This is a genomic window from Variovorax paradoxus EPS (assembly GCF_000184745.1).
In the GTDB taxonomy this organism is placed as follows: domain Bacteria; phylum Pseudomonadota; class Gammaproteobacteria; order Burkholderiales; family Burkholderiaceae_C; genus Variovorax; species Variovorax paradoxus_C.
The window spans coordinates 2,603,369-2,627,591 of the sequence record NC_014931.1 but is presented as its reverse complement, the minus strand read 5'-3'; the positions used below and the strand labels follow the sequence as shown (position 1 = coordinate 2,627,591).

The 24,223-nt window shown below is 67.5% G+C and carries 23 protein-coding genes and 2 pseudogenes; 19 read left to right on the top strand and 6 right to left on the bottom strand.

The window, feature by feature from the left end; all coding sequences use genetic code 11:
• Positions 1-42: 42 nt before the first annotated feature.
• The 5 genes from VARPA_RS12150 (at position 43) to VARPA_RS12130 (ending at position 4,837) form a co-directional block, all read left to right on the top strand.
• Positions 43-1,446 carry a DUF2868 domain-containing protein gene (locus VARPA_RS12150; RefSeq protein ID WP_013540861.1) on the top strand — a complete coding sequence of 468 codons (1,404 nt, stop codon included), beginning with the start codon at positions 43-45 and terminating at the stop codon, positions 1,444-1,446.
• Positions 1,443-2,852 carry a GTPase/DUF3482 domain-containing protein gene (locus VARPA_RS12145; protein WP_013540860.1) on the top strand — a complete coding sequence of 470 codons (1,410 nt, stop codon included), beginning with the start codon at positions 1,443-1,445 and terminating at the stop codon, positions 2,850-2,852. Before VARPA_RS12150 ends, VARPA_RS12145 begins: the two co-directional genes overlap by 4 nt.
• A 162-nt stretch (positions 2,853-3,014) precedes the next feature.
• Positions 3,015-3,446 (top strand): VOC family protein, encoded by a 432-nt coding sequence (locus VARPA_RS12140; protein WP_013540859.1) that lies wholly within the window; start codon positions 3,015-3,017, stop codon positions 3,444-3,446.
• An 8-nt stretch (positions 3,447-3,454) separates the two neighbouring features.
• Positions 3,455-4,354 (top strand): amino acid ABC transporter substrate-binding protein, encoded by a 900-nt coding sequence (locus VARPA_RS12135; protein ID WP_013540858.1) that lies wholly within the window; start codon positions 3,455-3,457, stop codon positions 4,352-4,354.
• Positions 4,355-4,453: 99 nt separating this feature from the next.
• Positions 4,454-4,837: a nuclear transport factor 2 family protein gene (locus VARPA_RS12130; RefSeq protein WP_013540857.1), complete on the top strand. Its 384-nt coding sequence runs from the start codon at positions 4,454-4,456 to the stop codon at positions 4,835-4,837.
• A gap of 165 nt (positions 4,838-5,002) precedes the next feature.
• Here VARPA_RS12130 and VARPA_RS12125 read toward each other — a convergent pair whose 3' ends face one another.
• Positions 5,003-6,007, bottom strand: a complete 1,005-nt coding sequence (locus VARPA_RS12125; RefSeq protein WP_013540856.1) for a sialic acid TRAP transporter substrate-binding protein SiaP — start codon at positions 6,005-6,007, stop codon at positions 5,003-5,005.
• Positions 6,008-6,184: 177 nt separating this feature from the next.
• Between VARPA_RS12125 and VARPA_RS12120 the strand changes: the two genes are divergently transcribed.
• Complete coding sequence (locus VARPA_RS12120) at positions 6,185-6,706, top strand: O-acetyl-ADP-ribose deacetylase (protein WP_013540855.1); 522 nt, start codon at positions 6,185-6,187, stop codon at positions 6,704-6,706.
• A 47-nt stretch (positions 6,707-6,753) separates the two neighbouring features.
• A pseudogene (locus VARPA_RS12115) lies at positions 6,754-8,508 on the top strand (IlvD/Edd family dehydratase).
• Here the strand turns inward: VARPA_RS12115 and VARPA_RS12110 are convergent.
• The gene (locus VARPA_RS12110; RefSeq protein ID WP_041943531.1) at positions 8,505-9,119 is read right to left on the bottom strand and encodes a DJ-1/PfpI family protein; all 615 of its coding nucleotides are present in this window, start codon (positions 9,117-9,119) and stop codon (positions 8,505-8,507) included. The pseudogene VARPA_RS12115 and the gene VARPA_RS12110 sit on opposite strands and share 4 nt — an antisense overlap.
• A gap of 61 nt (positions 9,120-9,180) precedes the next feature.
• Here VARPA_RS12110 and VARPA_RS12105 point away from each other — a divergent pair, with 61 nt between their 5' ends.
• The 3 genes from VARPA_RS12105 (at position 9,181) to trhA (ending at position 11,448) form a co-directional block, all read left to right on the top strand.
• Positions 9,181-10,515 carry a PLP-dependent aminotransferase family protein gene (locus VARPA_RS12105; RefSeq protein ID WP_013540853.1) on the top strand — a complete coding sequence of 445 codons (1,335 nt, stop codon included), beginning with the start codon at positions 9,181-9,183 and terminating at the stop codon, positions 10,513-10,515.
• An 89-nt stretch (positions 10,516-10,604) separates the two neighbouring features.
• Positions 10,605-10,781, top strand: a complete 177-nt coding sequence (locus tag VARPA_RS31355; RefSeq protein ID WP_013540852.1) for a hypothetical protein — start codon at positions 10,605-10,607, stop codon at positions 10,779-10,781.
• Positions 10,782-10,815: 34 nt separating this feature from the next.
• Positions 10,816-11,448 (top strand): PAQR family membrane homeostasis protein TrhA, encoded by a 633-nt coding sequence (gene trhA, locus VARPA_RS12100; protein ID WP_013540851.1) that lies wholly within the window; start codon positions 10,816-10,818, stop codon positions 11,446-11,448.
• 12 nt (positions 11,449-11,460) lie between these two features.
• On the opposite strand, the gene bla is transcribed toward trhA, so the two are convergent.
• A complete protein-coding gene (gene bla, locus VARPA_RS12095) occupies positions 11,461-12,345 on the bottom strand; it encodes a class A beta-lactamase (RefSeq protein ID WP_013540850.1) in 885 nt (294 codons plus the stop codon).
• Positions 12,346-12,520: 175 nt separating this feature from the next.
• Here bla and VARPA_RS12090 point away from each other — a divergent pair, with 175 nt between their 5' ends.
• Complete coding sequence (locus VARPA_RS12090) at positions 12,521-12,859, top strand: ArsR/SmtB family transcription factor (protein WP_013540849.1); 339 nt, start codon at positions 12,521-12,523, stop codon at positions 12,857-12,859.
• A gap of 33 nt (positions 12,860-12,892) precedes the next feature.
• The gene (locus VARPA_RS12085; RefSeq protein WP_013540848.1) at positions 12,893-13,429 is read left to right on the top strand and encodes an SRPBCC family protein; all 537 of its coding nucleotides are present in this window, start codon (positions 12,893-12,895) and stop codon (positions 13,427-13,429) included.
• A gap of 14 nt (positions 13,430-13,443) precedes the next feature.
• On the opposite strand, the gene VARPA_RS12080 is transcribed toward VARPA_RS12085, so the two are convergent.
• The gene (locus VARPA_RS12080; protein WP_013540847.1) at positions 13,444-13,677 is read right to left on the bottom strand and encodes a DUF3606 domain-containing protein; all 234 of its coding nucleotides are present in this window, start codon (positions 13,675-13,677) and stop codon (positions 13,444-13,446) included.
• Positions 13,678-13,839: 162 nt separating this feature from the next.
• Between VARPA_RS12080 and VARPA_RS12075 the strand changes: the two genes are divergently transcribed.
• From VARPA_RS12075 to VARPA_RS12045, 7 genes are all read left to right on the top strand, one after another.
• Positions 13,840-14,580 carry a glutamine amidotransferase gene (locus VARPA_RS12075; RefSeq protein WP_013540846.1) on the top strand — a complete coding sequence of 247 codons (741 nt, stop codon included), beginning with the start codon at positions 13,840-13,842 and terminating at the stop codon, positions 14,578-14,580.
• Positions 14,581-14,779: 199 nt separating this feature from the next.
• On the top strand, positions 14,780-15,418 hold the full coding sequence (locus tag VARPA_RS12070) for a CDP-alcohol phosphatidyltransferase family protein (protein WP_013540845.1): 639 nt from the start codon (positions 14,780-14,782) through the stop codon (positions 15,416-15,418).
• Between the two features lie 26 nt (positions 15,419-15,444).
• Positions 15,445-16,026, top strand: coding sequence for a glutathione S-transferase family protein (locus VARPA_RS12065; RefSeq protein WP_013540844.1), 582 nt, complete (start codon positions 15,445-15,447; stop codon positions 16,024-16,026).
• Between the two features lie 99 nt (positions 16,027-16,125).
• Positions 16,126-18,540, top strand: a complete 2,415-nt coding sequence (locus tag VARPA_RS12060) for a penicillin acylase family protein (protein WP_013540843.1) — start codon at positions 16,126-16,128, stop codon at positions 18,538-18,540.
• A gap of 22 nt (positions 18,541-18,562) precedes the next feature.
• A complete protein-coding gene (locus VARPA_RS12055; RefSeq protein WP_013540842.1) occupies positions 18,563-19,204 on the top strand; it encodes a histidine phosphatase family protein in 642 nt (213 codons plus the stop codon).
• Positions 19,205-19,248: 44 nt separating this feature from the next.
• Entirely contained in the window at positions 19,249-20,211 is a 963-nt protein-coding gene (locus VARPA_RS12050) for a DnaJ C-terminal domain-containing protein (RefSeq protein WP_013540841.1), read from the top strand.
• 2 nt (positions 20,212-20,213) lie between these two features.
• Positions 20,214-20,531, top strand: a complete 318-nt coding sequence (locus VARPA_RS12045; protein WP_013540840.1) for a chaperone modulator CbpM — start codon at positions 20,214-20,216, stop codon at positions 20,529-20,531.
• 36 nt (positions 20,532-20,567) lie between these two features.
• On the opposite strand, the gene VARPA_RS12040 is transcribed toward VARPA_RS12045, so the two are convergent.
• On the bottom strand, positions 20,568-22,304 hold the full coding sequence (locus VARPA_RS12040) for a dipeptidase (protein ID WP_013540839.1): 1,737 nt from the start codon (positions 22,302-22,304) through the stop codon (positions 20,568-20,570).
• 138 nt (positions 22,305-22,442) lie between these two features.
• Positions 22,443-24,190: pseudogene (locus tag VARPA_RS12035) on the bottom strand (dipeptidase).
• Between the last annotated feature and the right edge of the window lie 33 nt (positions 24,191-24,223).

Sequence of the window (24,223 nt, the reverse complement as noted above, 5' to 3'; positions counted from 1 at the left end):
CGCCCCGGCACTCCGCAGGGCACGACCAGCAAAGGGCCCCTGTTGACCAACACCGCGTTGCGCGAACCTGCCTTTCCGGATGCGGTGATCACCGAGGCGATCCGATGGACCGAAGAGACCGGTCCGCTCGACGACGCGCAGGCCCTGCGCATCGCTGCCTCGCGTGCAAGCGACGGCCACGCCCGCATCACCGAACGCGCGCTGCACCTGGGCGAACGCATCGGACTTCCATCTGAAATGACACGCGCCCGCCAGTGGGCACCCTGGGTGCTGCTCGGGCTCGTGGCGCTGATCGTCGTGGCGGGGCTGGGCCTCGCGGGCAACGTGGTCGGCGGCGGCGAGCGGCACATCAACGTGATCGTCGCGCTCGTGAGCCTGCTGGGCCTGCACGCGCTCACGCTGCTGCTCTGGCTCATCGGCCTGTGGCTGCCGGCGGGGTCGTTCGGCACCGCCTCGCTCGGCTGGATCTGGCTGTCGCTCACCGCGCGCGTGGCGGGCGGCAAGCGCGGACAGGCACCGCTGCTGCTGCGCGCAACCACGGGGCTGCTGACCCGCGCCCGGCTGCTGCCCTGGGCCTTCGGGCTCGTGAGCCATGGCATCTGGTCGCTGTCGTTCGCGGTGGTGCTGGCCGCGATGCTGTTCGCGCTGGCCTTCCGCAGCTACACGCTGAACTGGGAGACGACGATCCTCGATCCGGCCTTCTTCGTGCGCGCGGTGCAGGTGCTGGGCTGGGCGCCTTCGCAACTGGGCTTTCCGGTGCCCGATGCGGCCACGGTTCTCTCCGCCGCGCCGGGCGCCGCGGGCCAGCGCACCTGGGCAATGTGGCTGACCGGCTGCATCGTCGTCTACGGTCTGCTGCCGCGCCTTGCGCTGGTGTTGTTGAGCGCCGCTGTCTGGCGCAGCCGCCGCAAGGCGCTGCAGCCCGACTGGAGCGAGCCGTACTACCGCAAGCTGCTCGCGCGCTTCGCCGCGCTGGCGCCGGCCGCCATCGTCGATGCCGACCCGGGACGCACGCGCGGCGCCGCGCCCGCCCGGCTGGCGCCTTCCGAACTGCAGGATGCGCTCTTCGTCATCGGCTTCGAACTGCCGCCCGACATGCCGTGGCCGCCTACCGCCCTGCCCGTCGATCTGCTCGCCGATGCCGCACAGGTGCTGCGCATCGACGGCAGCGCCCCCGCCCGCCGCACACTGCTCGACCAACTCGCACAAGCCCGCCCGCGCGCCGTGCTGCTGGTGTGCCACGCCGCATCGAGCCCCGACCGCGGCACTGAACGGTTCCTCCGCGAAGTGCTCGCGCATTGCGGCGAATGCCGGCTCTGGCTGGCCGATGCAAACGGCGCAGGCGCAGCCGGCCGCTGGATCGACTGGCTGCGCGACACCGGCCTCGAACGCATCACGGCCAGCGACCGGCTCGACACCGCCTTGCAAGGACTCAGCGCCCCATGACGCAAGAAGCCATCCGCATCGCCGTCGTCGGCCACACCAACGCGGGCAAGACCTCGCTGCTGCGCACGCTCACGCGGCGCGTCAGCTTCGGCGAGGTGTCGCAGCGCCCCGGCACCACGCGCCATGTCGAATCGGCCGACCTCGAGGTAAACGGAGAGGCCGCCGTGCGCTTCTTCGACACGCCCGGCCTCGAAGACGCGGTGGCCCTGCGCGAGCACCTTGCGGGCTTCGACGCAGGAGCCACGCCGCCCGAACGCATCCGCCAGTTCCTGCAAGGCCCCGAAGCCCACGGCGTGTTCGAGCAGGAGGCCAAGGTGCTGCGCACCATGCTCGACATCGACGCGGCCTTCCTGGTGATCGACGTGCGCGAGCCGGTGCTGCCGAAATTCCGCGACGAGATCGAACTGCTCAACTCCTGCGCCCGCCCCGTGCTGCCGGTGCTGAACTTCGTGCGCGATGCGGCCAGCCGCGAACCCGCCTGGAAAGAGCTGCTGTCGGCCTACGGCCTGCATGTGCAGGTGCGCTTCGATGCCGCCGCGCCTTTTGTCGGTGCCGAGCGCGACCTCTACAACGACCTAGCCACGCTGCTGCGCGACCGCCGCGACCAGTTGCGCGGCGTGGCCGATTTCCTCGACACCGAAGCTGCCGAGCGCCGCCGCTCCGCCTGCACGCGCATCGCCGGGTTGCTGGTCGATGCGGCCGCAACTCGCCGCACCGTGTCGGCCACCGAATTCGCCGACACGGCGCGGCGCGAAGCGCTCGTCGCGGCCCTTCGCAAGACCGTGTTCGACAAGGCCCAGCGCTGCACCGACGACCTGCTCGCGCTCTATGGTTTTCGCCAGGGCGATGCCGACGAGGCGCCGCTGCAGGCGATCGAAGGCCGCTGGACGCTCGACTTCTTCAGCCCCGAAGCGATGAAAGATGCGGGCCTGCGCCTCGGCAAGGGCGCCGTCATCGGCGCTGCCGTGGGCGTGGTGGCCGACCTCGCCGTGGCGGGCCTCTCGCTCGGCGCGGGCGCGGCATTGGGCGGCGCCATCGGCGGCGCGGTGTCGCAAGGCTGGGGACCGCTCGGCCGCAAGCTCGCCAACAAGCTGCGCGACGTGCACGAGGTCACCGTGGAAGACGGCGTGCTCTTCACGCTGGTTGCCTGGCAGCTCAAGCTCACGCAGGCGCTGGAGCAACGCGGCCATGCGGCGACGCAGCGCATCAGCGCGGAGACGCCGGAGGATGGCGATGCGCCCACGCGCGCCGCGGCCGCCGCGGTGCGCGGCGCGCAACCCGCGCGCAACCACCCGGAGTGGGAATCGACCGGCGTTGCGACGCGCAGCTTCTGGCGCCCATCGCCGCAGCGCGAAGCGCTGGTTGCCGACCTGTCGCGCGCCCTGCTCCCCGCCTTCGAAGCCTGACGCCGGGCTTCGCTTGCAGCCGGCGTTGGCCGGCTCCTACGCACGCACCGCTGCAAAAAAACATCACGAATAGTGGGGCTCAGCGAAGATATATATCGCTTTCGGTTATGCATCTTCGTTCTTAAAGTTGCGTCATTCCAACTTCAAATTCCACGACGCACCATGATCGAAGCAGCGCAACGCATTCCATTCCATCTCGCTTTCCCGGTGCGGGACATTGCCGAGGCCAGAGCCTTTTACGGCGACCTGCTGGAGTGTCCCGAAGGCCGAAGCGCTCCGGAGTGGGTCGATTTCGATTTCTATGGCCACCAGATCGTTGCGCATCTGGCGCCCGACGAGTGCGGCCACAAAAGCAGCAGTGCCGTCGACGGCCATCAGGTGCCCGTTCGTCATTTCGGCGCAATCGTGCCCATGGACAAATGGCAGGCCATGGCTGACAAGTTGGTCGCGCAAAAGACCGCATTCGTGATCGAGCCCTACATCCGGTTCAAGGGCGAGCCTGGAGAGCAGGCCACGATGTTTTTCCTGGACCCCTCGGGCAATGCCATCGAGATGAAGTCTTTCGCGGACCTGAGCTCGCTCTTTGCGAAATGAGGATGCTCATGAAGACTCAAAGCCTGCTCAACGCGGCGGTAGCCAGTGCCTTGGTAGTGTTCTGCGCCTCGGCTGCCGCCGAGGCGGATACCTTGAAGAAGCTCAAGGACACCGGTGTGATCACGATGGGTGTGCGCGATGGTTCCGGCGCGATTTCGTTCACCACGGGTCCCGGCAAATACACCGGCTTCCATGTCGAAATCTGCGAACGCGTCATTGCCGACATCAAGAAGTCGGCGCAGCTCGACAAGCTGGAAGTGCGATACCAGTTGGTGACTCCGCAGAACCGCATACCGCTTGTCCAGAACGGAACAGTCGATATCGAATGCGGCACGACGACCAACAACGCCGCACGGCAAAAAGAAGTTGCCTTCGCGCCTACGCTCTATGTCGAGGGGGTTCGCATCGCAGTCAAAGCCAACTCGCCCATCAAGTCGACGACCCAGCTTGCCGGCAAGACAGCCGCCGCCACGTCCGGAAGCACATCGGTCCAGTTGCTGCGAAAGCTCAAGAGCGACGCGACCGAGTTGATGGCCAAGGACAACAGTGAAGGATTTCTGTTGTTGGAGACCGGCCGGGCCGACGCGTTTGTCGCGGATGGGCAGATCCTCGCGACGCTGATATCCAAGAGCAAGGAACCCGCTCAATACAGGTTGCTCGACCAGATCCTGAGCACCGAGCCCATTGCAATCATGTTGCCCAAGGGCGATAGCGCTTTCAAGAAAGCCGTCGATCAAAGCATCGAGGCTATGGCGAGAAGCGGCGAGGTCGCACGCATCTACGACAAATGGTTCATGAAGCCGATCCCGCCTCAGAACGCCATCGTCGGATTGCCTGCGACGGAAATAACCAAAGCAGCCTGGGCGAATCCGACCGACAAGCCGATGGAAGCGTACGAAGTGCGGTAGTGAGCAGCACCGCTCGCTTCGTGCGCCAGGCGATTCATCCATCCATCCCGGCTTTTTTCAGCTTTCCAAAAACTCCTTTCAACGACCGGAAGTGACCCCATGAGCAAACCCACCTACGTACCGGAATACCAATCCATTGTCGAAGTGCTGAACAAGTACAACGAAGGCTGCAAGCAGGCCAAGAGCAGCATCATGAAGCCGGCCTTCAGTGACAAGGCGACGATGTTCAGCGTCGATGGCGACGGCAAGCTGGCCGGCGGCGCGATCCAAGCCTTGTTCGACGGCATCGACAGCGGATTTCGCCCGTCGCCCGAAGCCCAAGGTGCCATCGTCAGGGTCGACATCGTCGGCACCGCTGCAAGCGCGCGCATCGACACCAACGACGTCTCGGGCTTTTGCTTTACCGACTTCTTTCACCTTCTGAAAGTCGAAGGCAAATGGACGGTGGTCAGCAAGATCTTTCACACCCACGTGGCGCCTTGACCCGTGACCTGGGCGGGCTCGGCCCCGCATGGTTGGTAACCCGTTCAGACCTTCCCTGAGGGGGTCACCTCTCCAGCAGGTCGTCGAGCATCGGCGGCAGCCGGCGCAGCCGCTTGCCGGTCGTGCCGCACACCCTTGGCGTTCTGCGCCGGCTCTGATGGCCGATCAGTTCGCGCCGATGCCGCCGAGCGCTTGCAGCTTCGCGTAATCGCCTGGCCGCGCGCCGAACTGCTCGGGCGTGGCGCGCCTGGCGATGCGCTCGAGGAACGCCTGCCGGTTGACCGGCGAGACCGTCATGCCCTTGCCGCGCAGGAACTGCTCGTCTTCGAGCTCGCCGGCGATCACGCCGACGTTGGTCCACTTGGCGGTTTCCATCAACGTCTTCTCGACCATCGCCTGCTGCGCCGGCGTGAGCTTCGCCCACGCGGCCTTGCCGATGACGATGCCCAGCGTGTCGTAGATGTGCCCGGTCAACTGCACGTATTTCTGCACCTCGTAGAGGCGTTTGTCCTTCACCGTGCCGAGCGGGTTCTCCTGCGCTTCGACCTCGCCCTTCTTCAGCGAGCCGTAGAGGCTCATGAAGGGCAGCGTGATGGGCTTGGCATCGAGCGCGGTGGCGAAGAGCTGGTAGGCCGAGGCGTCGGGCACGTACAGGCGAAGGTCGCGAAAGTCCTCGGGCTTCTGCAACGGCTTGCTCGACGTCACCTGCCGCGCGCCGTAGTACACCGGGGCGACCATGTGGTTGCCGCTCTTCTCGTCGTAGCCCTTCATCAGCTCCGCGAGCAGCGGGCTCGCGAGGTACTTGCGCATGTGGGCGAGGTCCTTGAAGGCGAAGGGGTAACTCCCGAGGCGCAGCGGCGGATACACATCGGCCAGCGTGGCCTGCCCGACGTAGGCGATCTGCATGGAATCGTTGGCGAGCATCAGGGCGAAGTCGCCCTCCTGCCCCAGCTTGGACGACGGCACCACCTCGATCTTGATCTTGCCCTCGGACTGCTCGCCGATCTTGCGTGCCGCCAGCTCCGCCTGCTGGTGAAAGATGCTGCCGGGCTCGAAGACATGGCCCCATTTCATTTGCAGCACCTGCGCCTGGGCGACCGCGCTCGCGGCGACGCCACCCAGTGCCATCAGCAGGACGCCCGCCCGGCGCCACGGCAAGAAGCTTTTCATGAACTCTCCCTCGGTTTGAGAAGGTCAACACAGTGCAAATTGCGCGCCAGAGCACCGGTCGGCCGCCGGAACGAGTCCGGCGCACGGATCGTAAGGATTTGAAACAAAGGTGGTAACCGGGGTTTGCCCGACTGCGGGCATACGATGGTGTCCCCACCCGTATTCAGAAGTCGAGCCATGCCAGCTGCATTGCGCGCCCTGCGCGCCGACATCACCACGCTGCAGGTCGACGCCGTCGTCAATGCGGCGAACTCGTCGCTGCTCGGCGGCGGCGGCGTCGATGGCGCGATCCACCGCGCCGCGGGACCGGACCTCGTGCACGAATGCCGCCTGCTGAGCGGCTGCAAGACGGGCGACGCCAAGCTGACCCAGGGCTATCGCCTGCCGGCCAGCTACATCATTCACACGGTCGGTCCGGTGTGGCGCGGCGGCACTTCGGGCGAGCCCGAACTGCTCGCGTCCTGCTATCGCCGTTCGATGGCGATCGCGCACGAACGCGGCATGCAGACGATCGCGTTTCCGAGCATCAGCACCGGCATCTACGGCTATCCCATCGATCTCGCGGCCCGCATCGCGGTCGACACCGTGCGCCAAGCGGCCGAGGGCATGCCGTCGCTGAGAGAAGCCATCTTCTGCTGCTTCTCGCCGGCCGATCTGGCGGTGTACGAGGCTGCGCTGGCCGAATCGCCTCCTGATTAAGAACTGCCGTCATCCGGTCCCGCACCTGCAACTCGAGAAAACCCGCCATGTCCGACTCCCCGTTCGAACCCGACGACAACGCTCCCGACAACAACGCAGGCATGCGCAAGGGCCTGACCAGCTACGGCGACCGCGGCTTCTCGCTCTTCTTGCGCAAGGCCTTCATCAAGGGCGCAGGCTTTACCGACGCGGCGCTCGACCGCCCCGTCGTCGGCATCGCCAACACCGGCAGCGCCTACAACCCGTGCCACGGCAATGCGCCGCAGCTCATCGAGGCGGTCAAGCGCGGCGTGATGCTCGCGGGCGGGCTGCCGATGGACTTTCCAACGATCTCGGTGCACGAGAGCTTCGCCGCGCCGACCAGCATGTACCTGCGCAACCTGATGTCGATGGACACCGAGGAAATGGTGCGCGCGCAGCCCATGGATGCCGTGGTGCTCATCGGCGGCTGCGACAAGACCGTGCCCGCGCAGCTGATGGGTGCGGCGTCCGCGGGGCTGCCGTCGATCCAGCTCATCACCGGCTCGATGCTCACCGGCAGCCATCGCGGAGAACGCGTGGGCGCCTGCACCGACTGCCGCCGCTACTGGGGCAAGTACCGCGCGGGCGAGATCGACATCGAGGAAACCGCCGACGTCAACAACTAGCTCGTGGCCAGCGTGGGCACCTGCTCGGTCATGGGCACGGCCAGCACCATGGCCTGCATCGCCGAGGCGCTGGGCATGACGATGCCGGGCGGCGCATCGCCGCCGGCCGTGACCGCAGACCGCATCCGCATCGCCGAGCAGACCGGCGCGCAGGCGGTGCAGATGGCGCGCGACCAGCTCACCATCGACAAGGTGCTGACGCCCGCCGCATTCGAGAACGCGATGCGCGTGCTGCTGGCCATCGGCGGATCGACCAACGGCATCGTGCACCTCGCGGCCATCGCGGGGCGCATGGGCCTGGACATCGACCTGCACGCGCTCAACCGCATGGGCCGCGAGACGCCGGTGCTGCTCGACCTGAAGCCCTCGGGCCAGCACTACATGGAAGACTTCCACGCCGCGGGCGGCATGGCCACGCTGCTGCGCGAGCTCAAGCCGCTGCTGCATCTGGACGCGCTCACGGTCACGGGCCGCACGCTCGGCGAAGAGATCGAACGCGCCGGCCCGGGTTTCAAGCAGGACGTGGTGCGGCCCGCGAGCCAGCCGATCTATCCGCAGGGCGGCATCGCGGTGCTGTGGGGCAACCTCGCACCGGGCGGCGCGATCATCAAGCAGTCGGCGGCCGACGCGAAGCTCATGGAACACGAAGGCCGCGCGGTGGTGTTCGAGAACGCCGAGGACCTCGTGACGCGCATCGACAGCGACGAGCTCGATGTGACAGCCGACGACATCCTCGTGCTCAAGAACATCGGCCCCAAGGGCGCGCCAGGCATGCCCGAGGCCGGCTACATCCCGATTCCGCGCAAGCTCGCGCGGACCGGCGTGAAGGACATCGTGCGCATCTCCGATGGCCGCATGAGCGGCACGGCCTTCGGCACCATCGTGCTGCACGTCACGCCCGAATCGGCCATCGGCGGGCCGCTGGCCTATGTGCGGAGCGGCGACCGCATCCGGCTCAGCGTGGCAAAGCGCGAGATCTCGCTGCTGGTGTCCGATGAAGAACTCGCGCGCCGCGCGAAGGAAACGGTGGTGGTCGAGCCGACGGCCGACCGCGGCTACAAGAAGCTCTTCCTGCAGACGGTGACGCAGGCGGACAAGGGCGTGGACTTCGACTTCCTGCGCGCGCCGAACACGGTCGGCAAGGTGCCGCGCTAGGCAGCGGGGGCAGTCTCCAGGAATGGCGTGATGTTGCGCATCGCGCGCTCGACGTAGTCTTCCTTTTCTCCGACGGGCGCGACGTAGTGCATCGCGCTGCGGGCTTCTTCGACGCTCACCAGCCGGGCGATGACCCAGGCCGCGAGGTACTGCGACGCGAGGCAACCGCCCGCCGTTGCGACGTTGCCGTTGGCGACGAAGGCCTGGTTCAGCACGGCAACGCCGGCGGCCTGGACCCAGGGCTTGGTCGTCAGGTCCGTGCAGGCCGGAACGCCATCGAGCAGACCGAGCTTCGCCAGCACCAGCGCGCCGGAGCACTGCGCACCCAGCAGTTGCCGCGACGGATCGAGCTGCAGCTGCGCCATCAAGCCCGCATCGGCGACGACCTCGCGCGTTTGCATGCCGCTGCCGACGATGACCGCATCGGCCTCGCTGGCCTCGCGAAGCGACGCCTGCGCCTCGAGCACCACGCCGTTCATCGAACGCACGCGCGCAGTCGGGCTCGCGATCGACACGCGCCAGCCCGGCGTCTTGATGCGGTTGAGGATGCCGAGCGCGATGAGCGAATCGAGCTCGTTGAAGCCTTCGAAGGTGAGGATGGCGATGTGCATGAACCGCATCGTAGGCAGGTCGGTCAATACAATCAAAAAATTGTCATGGATACATTGCCGCATGCCTCAAGCCCGCTACAAGCAGTTGGTCGATGCGCTCGCGGCGCAGATTCGCGACGGAAGCCTGCCACCGGGCACGCGCCTGCCGACCGTTCGCAAACTCGCGGCGCAGAAGGGCCTGGCGCTCGTCACCGCGAGCCGCGTCTACGCGGAGCTGCAGGCGATGGGCCTCGTGAGCGGCGAGACCGGCCGCGGCACCTTCGTGCGGGAGAGCCTCTTGCCCCGGGGCCTGGGCATCGACCAGCACGCCACGGCCTCGGGCATGGTCGACCTGAACTTCAATTACCCATCGCTGCCGGGCCAGGCCGAAATGCTGCGCGCGGGCCTGCGCCAGCTCGCCGCCTCGGGTGACCTCGAAGCGCTGCTGCGCTACCAGCCCCACGGCGGGCGCCCGCATGAACGCGCGATCGTGGCCGGGCATCTCGCATCGCGCGGCCTCACTGTGAATGCGGAGCAGGTGATGCTCGTGAGCGGCGCCCAGCACGGCCTTGCAACCACCGTCATGGCGTTGCTGCAGCCGGGCGACGTGGTCGCGACCGACGCGCTCACCTATCCGGGCTTCAAGGTGCTGGCCGAAGCGCACCGACTGGAGCTCGCGCCGATTCCCGCAGCCGGCCACGGCCCCGATCTCGACGCCCTGGAGCGGCTGTGCAAGAGCCGCCGGGTGCGCGCCATTTATGCGATGCCGACGCTGCACAACCCGCTCGGTTGGGTGATGGGCGCGAGCCGGCGGCGGCAGCTGGTGGCGATTGCCCGCCGGCACGGGCTGCTCATCATCGAGGACGCGGCCTACGCCTTTCTCGCCGAAGACGCCCCTGCGCCGCTCGCCGCGCTGGCACCGGAATCGACGGTCTATGTCTCGGGCATTTCCAAGAGCATCGCGACCGGGCTGCGCGTCGGTTTCGTCGCTGCGCCCGCTGAATGGGTGCCCGCGATCGAGCGTGCGATTCGCGCGACCACCTGGAACACGCCCAGCGTGATGACGGCCATCGCCTGCGGCTGGCTCGAGGACGGCACCGTCACACGCCTGGAGGCGGAGAAACGCAGCGATGCGATGGCCCGGCAGGCGATTGCCGCCGATGTCTTCGCCGGCATGCGGTGCGTGCGCCACCCGTCGTCCTACTTCGTGTGGCTGCCGCTGGCGGAAGAGGTGCGCGCCGACCAGGTGGCCCTGGCGCTCATGCGCGACGGAATCTCGGTGTCGACGGCCGAGCCTTTCGCGACCTCCGCGCAGGTGCCGCATGCGATCCGCCTCGCACTGGGATCGGTCGGCCTGGACACGCTGCGCGACGCGCTGGCGCAGGTCAGGCGCACGATCGACGCGTACGCCGTCTGAGGCGCAGGCCTCTGGCGGTCACCGTGCCGTCACGGGCTAAACCTAGCATCCGCGGGCTTTCGTCTCTTCAAAAACACTCGAAAACCAATATGACAAAGAACGTTCCTGCGCCCGCTCCCCGTCCGCTGCGCGCGGCCCTCGTGGCCCTCGGCGGCAGCCTCGCCATTGCAGCCTGCGGCGGCGGTGGCAACGACGGCGTGTTCTCGGACTTCGCGAACACCGCCTTCGCGGCACGCCAGGCCTACCTGAAGGAAACCGGCCGCTGAGGCCGGGAACCCAGGCGAACAGCAGGCGGCACGCATGTATCCCGGCGAACGACTCAACGGATACAGCCACCTGCTGGGCCTGGTGCTCGCACTGCCCGCGGCCGCGCTGCTGCTGGCCAAGACCGTGCCGACCGGCGACCCCGCGCGCATCGCGGGGGCGCTGGTCTTCTCGCTTTCTGCCGTGGCGCTGTATGCGGCCTCGACGCTGTTCCACAGCACGCGCGGGCGCTTGAAGCGCGTGTGGGAGCGGGCCGATCACTGCGCGATCTACCTGCTGATCGCCGGCACGTACACGCCCTTCGCGCTCGTCACGCTGCAGGGCTTCTGGGGCTGGCTGCTGCTTGCGACGATCTGGGGCGCTGCGTTCTACGGCATCTGGCGCGAGCTGCGACCGCCCAAACGCAGCGATGCCGATGCGCCGCAGAAGCCGCCGCTCGCGCTGTACATCGGCATGGGCTGGCTCGGCGTGCTCGCAGCCGTGCCGCTCGCGGCTCGCCTCGAAGGCGGCGGACTCGCGTGGCTGCTGATCGGCGGCGTGCTGTACACCGCCGGCACCGTGTTCTATCGCAACAGCTTCGGGCTGCGGCATGCGCACGGCGCGTGGCACCTGTTCGTGCTGGCGGGGACGGCGAGCCACTATGTGGCAGTCGGGTGGTTCGTGCTGTAGCGGCTGCGCGGATCAGGCCAACGCACCCACCGCAATGCGCGTCGCCGATGCCACGACATCGTTGCGCCCTTTCGCATCCTTGTCCGGAAACGTCAGGTACACCGCCAGCACCAGCGGCGCACCGGCCGGCGGCCACAGCACGCCGACGTCGTTCGTCGTGCCGTAGGAGCCCGAGCCGGTCTTGTCGCCCACCTTCCAGCCCGCCGGCACGCCGGCTAGGAAGCGTTCGGTGCTGGTGGTGTTGCCCAGCAGCCAGGTCTTGAGTTGCTCGCGCTGCGCCGCGCCGAGTGCGTTGCCCAGCACCAGCCGCTCGACGCTGGCCGCCATGGCTGCGGGCGTGGTGGTGTCGCGCAGGTCGCCGGGAATGGCGGTGTTGAGTTCGGTCTCCCAGCGCTCGAGGCTGAAGACATCGTCACCGGCAGAACGCGCGAAGGTCGTTACCGCAGCCGGACCACCCAGCATCTTCATCAGCAGGTTGGCTGCGCCGTTGTCGCTGTACTGAACCGTGGCGGCACACAGCTCGGCCACCGTCATGCCCGTTGCGACATTTTTCTCGGTGATGGGCGAGTAGGTGACCAGGTCTCCCTTGGTGTAGTTGACGCGCCGCGCGAGAAAGCCGTTCTCCTTCGCGCTGCGCCCGAGAACCGCCGCGGCCAGCACGAGCTTGAAGGTGCTGCAGAGCGGAAAGCGCTCGTCCGCGCGGTGCTGCACGCGCGCGCCGGTGGCGGTGTTGAAGCCGACGACGCCGAGCCGGCCGCCCGATGCGCGTTCGAGCGCGGCAAGTTGCGCGAACGCATCCTGCTGCGCTCCCTTGGCGGACCACGCGGTGCAGGCGCTCGCAAGCGGGAGGACGGAAGCGGCGAGCAGGAGGGTGCGGCGATGTACGAGAGGATTCATGGGTTGTCTTGACAGATGAATGAATGGAAACGAGGCCTCATCGTAGGAGCGCGATCGTGCAGACCCAAGCACGCCACCTCGCATTCGCGTCTCGCGTGTATCGGGTGTAACGGATCGACACCTTCATTCAACTCATTGGTTGAATTATCTTTGAAATCCATCTATATTCAACTTTATGGTTGAATTAGATGACGAACGGCTCGACGCCGTATTCCACGCCCTCGCCGACGGTACGCGCCGCACCATGCTGCAACTGCTGGCCCAGGGCGACTGCAGCGTGGGCGAACTCGGCGCGCCGTTCCACATGTCTTTCGCGGGCGCGTCAAAGCACGTGAAGACACTGGAGCGCGCGGGCCTGGTCTCGCGCACCGTGCTCGGCCGGGCGCATGTCTGCCGGCTCGAACCGGCGGCGCTGGCGACGGCCGACGCGTGGCTGCGCCACTACGAAGGCTTCTGGAACACCCATCTCGACGCGCTGGCGGAGGAGCTGCGGCGCGACACATCCGGCAAGTAGCAAGCGAACGAACCCTCAAGGAGCACACATCCCATGACTCTCAAGCACAGCCTCGGTACACAGACAGCACCGGCCACCCTGCGCGTGGAGCGCATCCTGCCCGCGCCCGTCGAGCGCGTGTGGGCCTACCTCGTCGACCCCGAGAAGCGCAGGACCTGGCTGGCCGGCGGCTCCATGGCCGCAGCGCCGGGCGGCGTCTTCGAACTGCGCTTCCAGCACAGCGAACTCTCGGGCGAAGAAGCGCCTGAGCACTACGCGGCTTATCGCAAGACGCACATCCAGAAATCGCGCGTGGTGCGCATCGAACCGCCCAAACTCCTGACGATCACTTGGGGCAGCGAGAGCGACGCCGCCTCCGAAGTCACCTTCGAACTCTCACCGAAGGGTGACGGCACGCAGTTCGTGCTCACGCACCGCCGCCTGCCGGACCGCAAGGAAACGGTGAGCGTCGCGAGCGGCTGGCATGCGCACCTGGAGGTGCTCGACGCCGTGCTGCACGAGCGCAAGCCGCAGGGGTTCTGGACGAACCTCTCCGAACTGGAAGCGGCCTACGAAGCGCACGTGCGCTGAAGCCGGGCGCCGCGTCAGCTCGCGTCGTCGACCTTGTCCGCGTTCGTGGCGCTTCGGCTGCCCTTGAGGTAGAGCTCCACGTCGGCGGCCTTGTCGCCGACGGCTTCGATCGCTTCGGCCAGTTGTGCTTCGGTCACGTCGAATTCGTGGGTCCAGCGGGCGACCTGGCTCGTGTCGCCGCGGTCGATACGGAGCGTCGCTGCAGACGCGTCGTTGCCTTGGGTGCTCGTGGTCGGGTTGTTTGCCATGGGTCTCCTTGGTTGAACTTGAATGAAACAGGCTGAGCCCAGTTTTTTGGCCAACCGCGGCGCGCACGCGCGGGCACAGCGCGCATCGGCGGGTCGGACAAGGTCCAATCCATCGTTGCCGGCGATAGCGCTCGCGGCCCTGGCTGCGGCATCATCCCGGCCATGGACAACCACCGCCCTCACCCGCTCGTCATCGTCAAGCTCGGCGACACCCATGCAAGGCTGCGCGAACGCCGCGGCGACTTCGAGCACTGGATCGCCGATGGCCTCGATTCGCAGACCCTTCCCCTCCTCGTGATCGACCCGCGCCGCGGCGACACGCTGCCTGAACCCGACGCAGTGTCTGGCGTGGTGATCACCGGCTCGCATGCCATGGTGTCGCACCGCGAGCCCTGGAGCGAGCGCACCGCCGAATGGCTCGCGCAGCTTGTGGCGCACGGCACGCCCGTGCTCGGCATCTGCTACGGCCACCAATTGCTCGCGCACGCGCTCGGCGGCGAGGCGGGCGACCATCCAGAAGGCATCGAGATCGGCACTGTGACCGTCACGCTCGACGAAGCCGCCGCCACCGATCCGCTGCTGCAGGGCTTGCCGGCCGAATTCCCGGCGCACGTGGTGCACCTGCAGAGCGCGCTGCGCCTGCCCGAAGGCGCCGTGCGACTGGCTGGCAACGCGCACGAGCCGGTGCAGGCGTTCCGCGTCGGCACGAATGCCTGGGGCGTGCAGTTCCACCCCGAGTTCGACGCCGAGACGATGCGCGGCTACGTCGACATGCTGGCCGACGACCTGAAGGCCCGCGGCACCGACCCCGCCGAGCTGCGCGACCGCGTGGCCGAAACCCCCACGGCCGCCGCGCTGCTCGGACGCTTCGCGCGCATCGCCGAAGCGCATCGCCATGCCTGATACGTCCGCCGCGCCCCTCGCGCAGTTCGCCTCGGGCGGACGGCCGGGACGCTTGCGCACTTTTTTCTCAACGCCTGCGCGACGCCCTCCGCCTAGGCTTTCAGACGGGACACGGCGTCGGAGCGCGACTACAAAGTGCGCCGCGCGCTTCGGTTAAGGTGCGGCTCACCCGTCCTCCGGCGTTCTTTTCAGCCCCTCCATGACCACACCTTCTCCCGCCCCGGCCCGCAAGCATTTCTCGATGATCCGCGGCTTTCATCTGGCCGACGTGTTCACGCTCGGCAATGCGGCCTGCGGCGTCGGCGGGGTGTTCCTGGCGATGGCCTACATGGCGAGCCAGTCGCTCGCGCAGTTCTACTGGGCGGCCGCGCTTGCACCGGCGGCGTTCATCTTCGACGTGTTCGACGGCCGCATCGCGCGCTGGCGCCAGACGCACTCCGCGCTCGGCCGCGAACTCGACTCGCTGGCCGACGTGATCTCGTTCGGCGTCGCGCCCGCTGCCCTGGGCTTCGCGGCGGGCCTGAACGGCGGGTGGGACTGCATCCTCCTCATCTATTTCGTGTGCTGCGGCGTGAGCCGGCTCGCGCGCTACAACGTCACGGCCGAGGCGCTGTCCGAAGGCGCTGACAAGGTGAAGTATTTCGAGGGCACGCCGATCCCGACCAGCGTGGTGCTGGTGGGCGTGCTGGCGTATGTGGCGTCGCAGGGCCACATCGGCAGTGCCGTCTGGGGCGGCGCCTGGACCATCGGCCCATGGCTGCTGCATCCGCTCGCGCTGCTGTTCGGGCTCTCGGGCACGCTGATGATCAGCAAGACGCTGCGCATTCCCAAGTTCTGATTTCCTCAAGCCGAAGGAGAACGTCCATGACCATGCAGCTGTATTTCGACCCGCAAAGCCGTTCGCAAGTCGCCAAGTGGATGCTCGACGAGGCCGAGGTCGACTACGAAATCGTGACCACGCTCATCAAGGACAAGGCGCACAAGCGCCCCGAGTACCTGAAGATCAACCCGTCCGGCAAGCTGCCCGCGCTGGTCGACGGCCGCACGCGCATCTTCGAGAACGCGGCCATCTGCATGTACATCGCCGAGAAGTTTCCCGGCAAGCGGCTTGCGCCCTCCGTCGGCACGCCCGAGCGTGGCCGCTACCTGTCGCTGATGGTGTATTCGACCGCGCAGTTCGAACCCGCCATGGGCGACAGCCTGATGAAGATCCGCAGCAACAACAGCGCGCGCGGCTGGACGAATTTCGAAGAGGCCAAGAATGCGGTCGAGCGCGAACTCGGCGATGGCCCCTACCTCTTTGGCGCGCAGTTCACCGCAGCGGACGTGATGATCGGTTCGTGCCTCATCTGGCATCGCGCCTTCGGCGGCAAGCTGAACCGACCGAAGCTGGACGCCTACATCGAACGCCTGCAGGCGCGCCCCAAGGGCATGAAGTTCGGCTGAAGCATGCGCGGCGTGCCGCGCCCGTGACAGCGCGCGGCGGAGGCTCGCCCTCTAATCGGTTCCGGTTTCCAGGCCTTTTCAAAACCACACGCCCGCACCATGATTTCGAACACTCCGATCTCCCGGTTCCCGTTGACGGCCTTCCGTCTGAGCGTTCTGGGCCTCGCCGCCCTGCTCGGCGCCTGCGCCAGCGCGCCGCCCTCCAGCGGACGCAGCGTGACCATCGAGCGCACCACCTACGGCATCGCGCACGTCACGGCGTCCGACTACGAAGGCCTGGCCTACGGCACCGCCTACGCGCACGCGCAGGACAACGTCTGCCAGACCGCCGAGCACCTGCTCACGCTGCGCGGCGAGCGCTCGCAGTTCCTCGGCGCGCAGAACACCGGCGAGATCGGGCTGGGCCGGGCGCCCAATGCGCAGATCGACCTGTTCATCCGCTATCACATGGACGACGAGGCGCTCGCGCGCGCCGGGGCCACCACCAGCCTGGATGTGAAGGCCGCGCTGCGCGGCTACGTGGCGGGCTACAACCGCTACCTGCAGGACGCGGGCCCCAATGGCCTGCCCGCCGCCTGCCGCGGCAAGCCCTGGGTGCGGCCGATGACCATGGCCGACCTGTCGCGCGCCACCGAGATGTCGATGATCCAGGGCGGCCTGGGCGCGCTGGCCGGTGCGGTGCTGGCGGCTGTCCCGCCCGCACCCGTTGCGGCCGGAGTGAAGACCGGCGCAGCGCCCGTCGACCTGAAGGAAGCCGTGGCCGAAATCGGCCGCCACAGCTTCAACGCGAATCCCGAAGGCGGCGAACTCGGCTCCAACGGCTGGGCCTTCGGGCGCAACGCCACGCCCGACGGGCGCGGCCTGCTGCTGGGCAATCCGCACTTTCCGTGGAATGGCACCAACCGCTTCTGGCAAATGCACCTCACCATCCCCGGCCAACTCGACGTGATGGGTGCCTCCGGTGGCCTGAGCCCGGTGGTGGCGATCGGCTTCAACAAGGACGTGGCATGGACTCACACCGTGTCGACCGGCAAGCGCTTCACGCTCTATGAACTGAAGCTCGACCCCAACGACCCGACCGTGTACCTGATCGACGGCCAGCCGAAGAAGATGGTCGCGCGCACCGTCGTGCTGCCGGCTGCGGCGACGGGCGGCGGCGCGCCGGTGCAGCACACCTTCTATGCGACCGACTGGGGCCCCGTCATCTCGCTGCCGCGCGCCGGCCTCGGCTGGACCGCGCAGAAGGCCTATGCGATCCGCGATGCCAACACGCTCAACGTGCGCTCGGCCGAAAGCTGGATGCGCATGGCGCGCGCCCGCAACGTGACCGAGCTGCGCGCCGCCATGGGCAACCAGGGCATGCCGTGGATCAACACCATCGCGGCCGACCGCGACGGCAATGCGATGTATGCCGACCTCTCGGTGGTGCCCGATGTGTCGGCTGACATGCTCCAGGCCTGCGCGCCCTCGCCCGCCGCCGCGGCGCTGCTCGGCGCGGCGGGCCTGCCGGTGCTCGACGGCTCGCGCAGCGCATGCGCCTGGAACCGAGACATCACGGCCGCCGCGCCCGGCGTCATCGCGCCGGCGCGCATGCCGGTCGTCGTCACGCCGGACTATGTGCAGAACAGCAACGACAGCTTCTGGCTCAGCAACCCGCGCATTGCACCGATGGCGGGTGTCTCGCCGCTGGTCGGCCCCATCGGCGTGCCGCAGCGGCTGCGCACGCGCAGCGGCATCATGGAGATCGAAGGCCGCCTCGCGGGCACCGACGGCCTGCCCGGCAACCGCATGGGTGCGGCCGAGCTGCGCAGCGTGATCTTTCGCGACAGGAACCTCGCCGGCTTGCTCGTGATGGACGACCTGCAGGCGGCCTGCGCCGCCGGCGGCGCGGCGCTGAACGCCGACCAGGTGCTCGGTTGCCGCGTGCTCTCCGCCTGGGACCGCACCAGCAATGCCGATTCGAAGGGCGCCGCGCTGTTCCGCGAGTTCTGGCGCAAGGCCAAGGATCTGCCGAAGGTGTGGCGCGTGCCCTTCGATCCGGCGCAGCCGGTCGCGACGCCGGCCGGCCTCGACATGGCCACGCCCGCCACGCGCGAGGCGGTGTTCAAGGCGCTGGGCGACGCGGTCGGCATCGTGCGCACCGCGGGCTTCGCGGCCGACGTGCCGCTGGGCGTGCCGCAATCGCGCGAGGTGCGCGGCCAGAAGATCGCGCTGCACGGCGGCGACGAGTTCGAGGGCGTGTTGAACAAGCTCGAATCGCAGGGCCAGTCGCTCATCGACCCGAAGGGCTACAACGTCAACTACGGCAGCAGCTACATGCAGGTCGTGACCTTCGACGAGCGCGGACCGGTCGCGCAGGGCCTGCTCACCTATGGCCAGAGCAGCGACCTCGCCTCGCCGCGCGCCTACGACCAGCTGCCGCTGTTCGCGGCGAAGCAATGGCATGCGCTGCCCTTCCATCCGGCGGACGTGCAGGCGCAGCGCGAAGGCCAGCCGATTCAGCTGGCCTACTGAGCCATCGACAGATATCCAACCCATGTCACAGAACGCGCCCACCCACACCCCTGCCGGCGGCCTCGACCAACTGGTCGAGATCGCCGCCACGCAGCCGCTCTCGCCGGCCTGCGATCACTTCTACTTTCTGCGCCACGGCCAGACCGGGCGCAATGCGCTGCGCATCTTCCAGGCGGTCGACGAGCCGCTGAGCGAGCTCGGCCTGCAGCAGGCGGCGCATGCGGCAGAGCTGCTCGCGGGCGAACCGATCCGCACCATCGTCTGCAGCGACGCGCGCCGCGCCTTCGACACCGCCCACACGGTGGCGGCAACGCTGCGGCTCACGCCCACAGCGCAGGCCGAACTGCGCGAGCGCAACTTCGGCGCCCTGATCGGCACCTCGTCCGCCAACATCGACTGGGCCTGCGAGCCCGAGGGCGGCGAGACGCTCACGCAGTTCGTTGCTCGCAAGCGCGCCGCGCTCGACGCGGCCCTGAAGCAACCCGCGCCGGTGCTCGTGGTGGCGCACGGCGGCACGCTGTACGCGCTGGCCGCGCTGCTGGGCGTGCCCATCGACGTTACCGTGCTCGGCAACGCGCAGCCATTGCGTTTTTCGCGCAGCGGCCTTACATGGGCCATAACGCCGCTGCTGCGGCATGTCGATGGCGCCTCCGCGCTGGCCTAGCCAGGCCGCCCGGTCCGCCGTCCATTGAAACGACCATCACCACCATGGAATTCAAGGACTACTACAGCGCACTGGGCATCGAGCGCACCGCGTCCGACGACGAGGTGCGCAAGGCCTATCGCAAGCTCGCCCGCAAGTACCACCCCGACGTCAGCAAGGAGCCCGACGCCGAGAAGCGCATGCGCGAGATCAACGAGGCCAAGGACGTGCTGGGCGACAAGGAAAAGCGCGCCGCCTACGACGCGCTGGCCGACCGCGTCGCGCGCGGCGGCAGCCCCGGGGGCGACTTCCAGCCGCCGCCGGGCTGGGACTCGGGCTTCGAGTTCCACCGCGGCCCGCGCCAGGGCCCGGCCGACCACGCGGACTTCAGCGAATTCTTCTCCTCCATGTTCGGCGAAGCCGAGCGGCGCGGTGCCGCGCGCCAGAACTACCGCGCACGCGGCGAGGACCACCACGCAGCCATCGAGATCGCGCTGGAAGACGCGCTCAACGGCGCCGAGCGCGAGATCACCCTGCGCGCGCAAACCGTCGACGCGCAAGGCCACCCGCAGTGGGAGAACCGCACGCTCAGCGTGAAGATCCCGCCGGGCGTGCACCCCGGCCAGTTCATCCGCCTCGCCGGGCAAGGCATGCCCGGCCATGGCGGCGAAGCGGCCGGCGACCTGTACCTCGAGGTGCGCATCGCGCCGCACAAGCTCTACCGCGTGGAAGAGCGCAACATCTACATGACGCTGCCCGTCACGCCCTCCGAAGCCGCGCTCGGCGCGCAGGTCGAGGTGCCGACACCGGGCGGCGGCGTGGTCGAGGTCACGGTGCCGCGCAATGCGCGCGGCGGCATGAAGCTGCGGCTGAAGGGCCGCGGCTTGAAGGGCAAGACGCCCGGCGACCTGTACCTGCTGATCGAGATCGCGCTGCCGCCCGCGGACAGCGACGCCGCGCGTGCGGCCTATGAACAGCTTGCAGAGGCGGCCTCTTCGTTCAACCCGCGCCAGCACCTGGGAGTCTGAGCATGGCGACTGTTTCCATCACCACCGCAACCGCCATCAGCGCCTCGCAACCGCTTGCGCTGAACGAACTGGCCCATGCCGTGGGCGCCGACACTGCCTGGGTGGTGCAACTGGTCGAAGTCGGCATCGTGCAGGTCACCACGGCCGAGGCGCCGCCCGAGCGCTGGCAGTTCTCCAGCACCGACCTGCAATGCGCGCTCGAGGCACGCCGGCTGGAACGCGACTTCGGCGTGGGCCTCGATGCGGCCGCGCTGATCCTCGATCTGCAGCACGAGGTGCGGCGGCTCAAGGCCGCGCTGCAGGCGCACGGGCTGCGCTGACAGCGGCCGCGGCACTGCAGTGCCGCGGCGCGCTGCCTACTGCATCTGCTGCAGATTGCCGATGCGCACCAGCATCTCGGTGAACATCTGCAGGTCGGCGTCCAGGTCGGGCACTTCCTTGTATTCCTTGGCGTTGTGTCCCGTGTACTTCTTGCCGGGCATGCCGGGGCCGAAGCTGATCGCGTTGGGCATCTGCTTGGCCGTGGTCGCGCCGGCCGCGGAGACGGGCTTGGCTTCGAGGCCGGTGGTGTCGCCGTAGATGTCGAGCAGCGTGGCGAGCCAGCGGCCCGACGGGTCGCGCGCCATCCAGTTGCCCTGGTCGTACTTGATCTCGACCTTGGCCTTGTTCGCCGCGGCCCACTCGTTGATCCTGGCTTCCACCTGCGCCTTCAGCTCCTCGGGCGTGCGGCCGCGCGGCATGCGCGTGTTGACGGCCATGACCACGCGACCATCGGCATCGGTGCGGATCAGGTTGGGCGAGAACGTCAGCGGGCCCATGAAGTCGTCCTTGTAGCCCACGCCCATCTTCTCGCCGAGGTAACCGGTGCCGTAGAGATCGTCGATGTACTTGATCGCCTTCAAGAACTGGTTGTCGGCCAGCGCGACACCCGACTCCTGCAGGAACAGGCCCAGGCGCGGCAGCGGGTTCACGCCGTTCTGGGGCTCCGAGCCATGGGCCGAAATGCCGGTGATCTTGATGTCCACGCTGTCGGCACCCCGCGTGATCGCGATCGCGAACTTGCCTTGCGGTTCGTACTTCTGCAGGAAGGCCGCCTTCGCTGCTTCGAGCTTGGCCTGAACGGCCGCAAGATCGCCGCCCTTGAGCGTGGCGCTGGCGGTCTGCGAGATCGCGTTGACCGCAGCGGCCGCGCCCATGTCGGTGATCGCGGTGACGGTGCCATCGGTTTTTTCGGCGGGGAAGAACACGCTCAGCGAGCCCGCACCCTTCTCGGCCACGACGGCCGGGTAGCCGCTGTCGAGCACGATGTTGTATTCGGGCAGCTTGGTCTTGCCGCGGTAGTACTCCATCGCATCGCCGCCGGTCTCCTCGGTGGTCTCGATCATCAGGCGCATGGTGCGCTGGATCGGGATGCCGCTTTCCTTCACCGTCTTCATCGCGTAGAGCACGGCCGCGATGGAGCCCTTGTCGTCGATGGTGCCGCGGCCGTAGAGGCGGTCGCCCACGCGCTGCATCGTGAAGGGATCGAGCTTGGTGCCGTCGTCGAGCACCCACTCGGAGAGCACCGCAGGCACCACGTCCGAATGCGTGAGGATGCCGAACTCTTCGGTGCCCTTGCCCTTCAGGCTGACTTCGAAGATGCGGTTGTCGACGTTGCGGTAAGCGAGCCCGAAGCTCTTTGCGGTCTTCTCGACCAGCTTGCCGAAATCGATGATGGCGGGGTTCTCGTGCGGCGGAATCTGGACATTGCGCGCGGTCGGCAGCGCCACCATGGCGCCTAGGCTCGCGATCACCGCCTTCTGGTTGTGCAGGCGGTTGTAGAGGCCGAGCAGGCGCCCGATGTTGGTGAGGTCGTCGCCTGTCAGCGTCGCCTTCTTGCGGTAGGCGGCCACGGCGGGTTTCAACGCGGGGTTGGCCTTCTCGGCCTGGCTGAGGAAGGCGTTGAAACTGGATGCGGTCTTGCCGCCTTGCCAGGCCGTTGCCAGCTCATCGAGCGCGGGTTTCTTGAGCGTTTCTGCAAAGGCCGGTGCGGTGAGGCCTGCTGCCATCAAGCCCATGGTAAGGACCGACAACGAGACGCGAAATTGCTGCATGAAGGTGACTCCCTGTTCACGAAAAATGGAGCCTTCAACGATAACCCGCGCCATGCTTTCGGCATGCCGCATCGCGCTACGAAGAAACGTAGCGGATGAGGCGCAAGGTGCAGCTTTAGGTTTGCAAACTGCGCCAGGTCACTGCATCTGCTGCAGGTTGCCGATGCGCACCAGCATCTCGGTGAACATCTGCATGTCGGCATCGAGGTCCGGCACTTCCTTGTATTCCTTGGCGTTGTGCGCGGTGTATTTCTTGCCCGGCATCGCGGGGCCGAAGTTGATCGCGTTGGGCATCAGCTTGGCGGTCGTGCTGCCTGCCGTGGGCACGGGCTTGGCTTCGAGGCCGGTGGTGCTGCCGTAGATGTCGAGCAGCGTCGAGAGCCACGCGCCCTTGGGTCGCGGGCCATCCAGTTGCCCTGGTCGTAGTTGACGTCGAGCTTTACCTGGTTCGCCGCGGCCCATGCGTTGACCTTGGCCGTTACCTGCGACTTCAACTCGTCGGGCGTGCGGCCGCGCGGCATGCGCACGTTGGTCGTCACCTCGAGCTTGCCGTCGTTGCCCATGCGGATGAGGTTGGGCGAGAAGGTCAGCGGGCCCATGAAGTCGTCCTTGTAGCCAAGGCCTATCTTCTCGCCGAGGTAGCCGGTGCCGTAGAGCGCATCGATGTACTTCACGGCCTTCAGGTAGTGGTTGGCGGCGAGTGGCGCGCCCGATTCCTGCAGGAAGAGCGCGAGGCGTGGCAGCGGGTTCACGCCCTCTTCAGGCCGCGAGCCATGGGCCGACGTGCCGGTGACCTTGATGTCGATGCTGTCGCCGTTGTCGCTCTTGCGCGCGATGTCGATGGCGAACTTGCCGCCCTGCGGCTCGTACTTCTGGAGGAAGGCGGCCTTCGCCGCTTCGAGCTTCGCGGCTGCCGCGGCGAGATCGCCGCCCTTCAACGTTGCGGTCGCGGTCTGCGAGATCGCATTGGCGGATGCCGCGCCGCTCATCGCGGTGATCGCGGTCGATGCGGCGTCCGTGTTCTCCGCGGGGAAGAACACCTTGAGCGCGCCCGAGCCCTTCTCCGCGACGACCGCGGGGTACTTGCTGTCGAGCACGATGTTGTAGGCCGGCAGCTGGGTCTTGCTGCGGTAGTACACCATCGCATCGCCGCCCGTTTCCTCGGTGGTCTCGATCATCAGGCGGATGCTGCGGTCGATGGGCAGGCCACTGTCCTTCACCGCCTTCATCGCATAGAGCACGGCGGCGATGGAGCCCTTGTCGTCGATGGTGCCGCGGCCGTAGAGGAAGTCGCCCACGCGGGTCATCGTGAAGGGATCGAGCTTCGTGCCGTCGTCGAGCACCCATTCGGAGAGCACCGCGGGCACCACGTCGGCATGCGTGAGGATGCCGAACTCCTCAGTGCCCCTGCCCTTGAGGCTGACCTCGAAGATGCGGTTGTCGACGTTGCGGAAGGCCAGGCCGAAGTCCTTCGCCATCTTCTCCACGAGCTTGCCGAACTCGATGATCTGCGGGCTCTCGTGCGGCGGCACCTGCACGTTGCGCACCGTGGGAATCGCCACCATCGTGCCGATGCTCGCGATCACGGCCTCCTGGTTCTGCAGGCGGTTGTAGAGGCCGAGCAGACGGGCGGTGTTGGTGAGATCGTCGCCAGCCAGCATCGCCTTCTTTCTGTAGGCGGCCACGGCGGGTTTCAACTCCGGATGGGCCCTCTCGGCCTAGGTGAGGAAGGCATTGAAATCGGCGGGCGCCTTGCCGCTGCTTTTCCATGCCGCGGCCAGTTGGTCGAGCGCCGGTTTCTGGAGCGTGTCGGCAAAGGCCGGTGCACCGAGACCGAGCGCGATGCCCAATGAAAGGGCCGACAATGAAAATCGAAATTGCTGCATCAGGGTGACTCCCTCATTCTGAAAACATCTCCC

What these genes read in the sequence shown, in the direction of transcription:
- VARPA_RS12055 (WP_013540842.1), top strand. Translation starts at nt 18,563, where the DNA reads ATGTCACAGAACGCGCCCACCCACACCCCTGCCGGCGGCCTCGACCAA.
- VARPA_RS12120 (WP_013540855.1), top strand. Translation starts at nt 6,185, where the DNA reads ATGCCAGCTGCATTGCGCGCCCTGCGCGCCGACATCACCACGCTGCAG.
- VARPA_RS12110 (WP_041943531.1), bottom strand. Translation starts at nt 9,119, where the DNA reads ATGCACATCGCCATCCTCACCTTCGAAGGCTTCAACGAGCTCGATTCG.
- VARPA_RS12125 (WP_013540856.1), bottom strand. Translation starts at nt 6,007, where the DNA reads ATGAAAAGCTTCTTGCCGTGGCGCCGGGCGGGCGTCCTGCTGATGGCA.
- VARPA_RS12135 (WP_013540858.1), top strand. Translation starts at nt 3,455, where the DNA reads ATGAAGACTCAAAGCCTGCTCAACGCGGCGGTAGCCAGTGCCTTGGTA.
- VARPA_RS12145 (WP_013540860.1), top strand. Translation starts at nt 1,443, where the DNA reads ATGACGCAAGAAGCCATCCGCATCGCCGTCGTCGGCCACACCAACGCG.
- VARPA_RS12065 (WP_013540844.1), top strand. Translation starts at nt 15,445, where the DNA reads ATGACCATGCAGCTGTATTTCGACCCGCAAAGCCGTTCGCAAGTCGCC.
- bla (WP_013540850.1), bottom strand. Translation starts at nt 12,345, where the DNA reads ATGAATCCTCTCGTACATCGCCGCACCCTCCTGCTCGCCGCTTCCGTC.
- trhA (WP_013540851.1), top strand. Translation starts at nt 10,816, where the DNA reads ATGTATCCCGGCGAACGACTCAACGGATACAGCCACCTGCTGGGCCTG.
- VARPA_RS12075 (WP_013540846.1), top strand. Translation starts at nt 13,840, where the DNA reads ATGGACAACCACCGCCCTCACCCGCTCGTCATCGTCAAGCTCGGCGAC.
- VARPA_RS12080 (WP_013540847.1), bottom strand. Translation starts at nt 13,677, where the DNA reads ATGGCAAACAACCCGACCACGAGCACCCAAGGCAACGACGCGTCTGCA.
- VARPA_RS12070 (WP_013540845.1), top strand. Translation starts at nt 14,780, where the DNA reads ATGACCACACCTTCTCCCGCCCCGGCCCGCAAGCATTTCTCGATGATC.
- VARPA_RS12045 (WP_013540840.1), top strand. Translation starts at nt 20,214, where the DNA reads ATGGCGACTGTTTCCATCACCACCGCAACCGCCATCAGCGCCTCGCAA.
- VARPA_RS12060 (WP_013540843.1), top strand. Translation starts at nt 16,126, where the DNA reads ATGATTTCGAACACTCCGATCTCCCGGTTCCCGTTGACGGCCTTCCGT.
- VARPA_RS12105 (WP_013540853.1), top strand. Translation starts at nt 9,181, where the DNA reads ATGCCTCAAGCCCGCTACAAGCAGTTGGTCGATGCGCTCGCGGCGCAG.
- VARPA_RS12085 (WP_013540848.1), top strand. Translation starts at nt 12,893, where the DNA reads ATGACTCTCAAGCACAGCCTCGGTACACAGACAGCACCGGCCACCCTG.
- VARPA_RS31355 (WP_013540852.1), top strand. Translation starts at nt 10,605, where the DNA reads ATGACAAAGAACGTTCCTGCGCCCGCTCCCCGTCCGCTGCGCGCGGCC.
- VARPA_RS12090 (WP_013540849.1), top strand. Translation starts at nt 12,521, where the DNA reads ATGGTTGAATTAGATGACGAACGGCTCGACGCCGTATTCCACGCCCTC.
- VARPA_RS12130 (WP_013540857.1), top strand. Translation starts at nt 4,454, where the DNA reads ATGAGCAAACCCACCTACGTACCGGAATACCAATCCATTGTCGAAGTG.
- VARPA_RS12050 (WP_013540841.1), top strand. Translation starts at nt 19,249, where the DNA reads ATGGAATTCAAGGACTACTACAGCGCACTGGGCATCGAGCGCACCGCG.
- VARPA_RS12040 (WP_013540839.1), bottom strand. Translation starts at nt 22,304, where the DNA reads ATGCAGCAATTTCGCGTCTCGTTGTCGGTCCTTACCATGGGCTTGATG.
- VARPA_RS12140 (WP_013540859.1), top strand. Translation starts at nt 3,015, where the DNA reads ATGATCGAAGCAGCGCAACGCATTCCATTCCATCTCGCTTTCCCGGTG.